This window comes from Chamaesiphon sp. OTE_20_metabat_361 (assembly GCF_031364565.1).
Genome location: NZ_JANLWO010000570.1, coordinates 1 through 3236 on the forward strand (window position 1 = coordinate 1; position 3236 = coordinate 3236).

Below are 3236 nucleotides of genomic sequence, written 5' to 3' on the forward strand. Positions count from 1 at the left end.
GACTAGCTGGCTGACATCGATTTCACTGGGGGCGCTGGTCGATTGCCTGGGGGTATTCTTCCGGTTTTGGTTGACTTCGGTGTTATTGGGTGAGGATTTGTGGATCTACCTGATGCTCAGGATGCGCGACTTTTGTGAATGGCTGTTCGTGCAAGTCGGGATCTTAGCCGAGCCGAGTCTACCAGTAATTCAAGTGCTGGCGATCGCGCTGGTGTTAGTGAGTAATTTTGTCTATGTTTTTGTCGTGCATCTGGTGGCGCTACTGATGTTTGAAAAGCTGGGTAATTCGCTGCCCAAAGCGCCTGCTTGGGTAGATACGTTATTAGAGTTATAAGTAGGTGCAATTATTTATAAAATAGATTACGCCTGAAACCTAGCTGGTGGGCAGCGACTGAAATCACGCGGAGGTTCCCGACCCATGGCTTTGGGTCAGCGGCTCGCGATACGTAGGCTTTGACTCGAAGGGTTTAGCGAGACAAGACAGCGACGCATCGAACGCGTGGCGGGTGACCCGCCACGCTGGGAGGTTGTCTTGTCTTGACGCACACAACCTGGAGGAAACCTCCAGGTCGATGCGTCGCTGATGCGCTATCCCGGCGGGAAACCCGCCGAGCGCGCATCGCGCCCTCACGGTTGTGTGCGTCAAGACAAGACAGCGGTTCGCGCTTGCGGAGGTGCCCTCCAGATTGAGCGAAACAAGACACTGCCCACCCCACGCGATATCTTTTCAGACATCCTCTAAAACCCAATTATCAATTATCAGTTAAATTAAAGATATTATATGGCGGCTACTAAATACATGTATTTGTATGGAGCTGGTGGGCACTCCAAGGTCATCACCGACATCCTCAACAGCCTAGATATCGAAGTGATTGGCATGTTTGATGACAACCCCCCGGATGCTAAATTCAAGGGGATGGAGATCCGCGATGGGATTCGGTTATTGGGACTGGGTTTTCCCGAATTGGATGCACCCTTGATTATTAGTGTCGGCAACAATCAACGCCGTGCCGAGCTGGCAGAATTAATTACGGCAAATTACGGCACGGCAATTCATGGTAGTGCGATTATCTCTGCCAAAGCCAAGATTGGGGTGGGTACGGTCATCTTACAAGGTGCGATCGTTCAAGCTGGAGCCGAAGTCGGCGCGCATGTATTAGTTAATACCGCCGCTAGTATCGACCATGATAACTCGATCGGGGATTACGCCCATGTGTCCCCACATGCGACTCTGTGCGGTCACGTCCGAGTGGGCGCAGGGACGCATATTGGCGCTGGCGCGGTTGTGATTCCGAGCATTCAGATTGGGCGCTGGTGTACGGTCGGTGCCGGGGCGGTGGTAATTAGAGATGTCCCCGATTTTGCCACTGTCGTCGGCAATCCTGCCAAAGTAATTAAGTTCCGCGAGCCGCCCAACTTGAGCATCGAGAAATAAGAGATCTCTCGATCTGTTGGTGAAAAAAGTATTGCCAGATATCAAACTTGGCAATTTAATTCCCCTATCCCCTATCCCCTATCCCCTCCAAACGATCGCCATAAGTACGAAAGAGCCACCAACATCATTGATTTAGCGGATATCAAGTAACAGCAACAAGAGTATATTAGATTTAATCAGAGGCGATCGTCTCAAAAAATCGCGCTCCAAATTAGATGTATTTTACATATTGTAAAGAAGATTGCTAGGTTATTCTGGATTAGCCAGGTAATTGATTGGATCTAAATTGAGACATATCGTAGACAAATCTAAATTTTCATCGATCTTTCAGTAACGTCTATCATGCAATATTCAAATTTAGTTGTCCAGACCAATTTACCAGCGGAGCAATTAACATCTGGAAAATGTTACGACCTAGCAATTATCGGTGCGGGCATCTCATCGGCGTATACCCTAATTCATTATTTAGAGCTACTTGAGCAGCGCAATAGTACGAGCGAAAATGCTGACGACTTTCAGCCTGTCAAAATTATCGTTACGGAAAAGTCGGGCGAGTTCTGGACGGGAATTCCTTACGGTAATAGATCTGGACAAAGCTGCTTATTAATCTCACCACTGATCGAATTCCTGCCTCAACCGATCGAACGCGCGCATTTTACGGATTGGTTGAATGCCAACCGCGACTGGTTATTCGCGCCGCAAACAGATGATGCGGGTGAATTAGCAACTAAATGGTTGCAAACCAATCAGGCGGATATTATGGACGGTCGCTGGGATGACTTATTTATTCCGCGCCAAATATTTGGACTCTATCTCAAACAACGTGTCGCCAGCTTAATAACAGATGCAGTTAGTAAAGGCTTAATCGAGATCGATCTAGTCACCACGGATGTATTGGATGTCGATCGCGATCTGATGAACATTAATGTCGAAGCTGGGGCTTACTTTGCTACTAAAAAATTGGTACTCGCGATCGGTAGTCCCCCAAATGTCGCCTTTGAAAGAGTAAATGATGAGGCAGCTAATCTCTGCTACATCGATAACATGTACGAGCCATCGCTAGCAGCTAATCTCGATCGGATCTGTCAGTCATTAGCGCAACAACCCGATCGTCAAATTCTGATTGTCGGCTCGAATGCTGGTACCCTAGATACACTTTACAGCCTCAATGATTCACCAACCCTGACTGGTTTAGTTGAGAAATTCATCATTCTCTCGCCGAATGCGGCTTTCCCACATCGCATCAGTCGCGAAGTGCCCAGTATCGACTATACGCCAGCCGCCTTAGTCGCCCTCCTAGACACCACCCCCGTTACTGCCAAACAAATCTTTGAAGCGGTGCGGCTAGATGTCGCCGCTGCTAGTGCCCAACAGATTAATATCTCGGATATTCACGGTCAGATCTCCAAAGTGACCATGCAGGCCTTAAATCTACTCGATGCAGGCGAACAACAGCAATTCGTGTCGATTTATGCCGTCGAGATCGGCAAGTTGCAACGACGCGCGGGCGGCGAATATTTAGATGTCGTAGATACGCTTGTTGCCCAAGATAAGTTAACTTTTGTCAAAGGTAAGTTTGTCAAAGCTCTGCCGCTCGCTGCTGGCGGTATAGGCTGTGAATACATCGATAGTGACGATCGCGAGTCCAAAACTTTAGCTACACCACTAGGCGTAATTATCAATTGTGCTGGCTTCCAAGATGTTACCAAATCCTCCTCCATCCTGATCCAAAATCTGCTGCGACGGGGGATTTGTGCGCCTAATGACTCTAATCGGGGATTTGTCATCGACAAAAACTTTG

2 protein-coding genes and 1 pseudogene are annotated in these 3236 nt (G+C 48.2%); all 3 read left to right on the plus strand.

The features are described from left to right. Positions 1 to 334, plus strand: a pseudogene (locus RMO35_RS16390) (DUF2232 domain-containing protein); the annotation flags it as partial. Between the two features lie 447 nt (positions 335 to 781). Continuing rightward, positions 782 to 1435 (plus strand): acetyltransferase, encoded by a 654-nt coding sequence (locus RMO35_RS16395; protein WP_309742393.1) that lies wholly within the window; start codon positions 782 to 784, stop codon positions 1433 to 1435. Between the two features lie 342 nt (positions 1436 to 1777). Continuing rightward, on the plus strand, positions 1778 to 3236 hold a 1459-nt coding region (locus tag RMO35_RS16400), incomplete at its 3' end, for an FAD/NAD(P)-binding protein (protein ID WP_309742394.1).

Bases quoted from the DNA above. Each gene is read 5' to 3' on its own strand.
- RMO35_RS16395 (WP_309742393.1), top strand. From the start codon at position 782: ATGGCGGCTACTAAATACATGTATTTGTATGGAGCTGGTGGGCACTCC.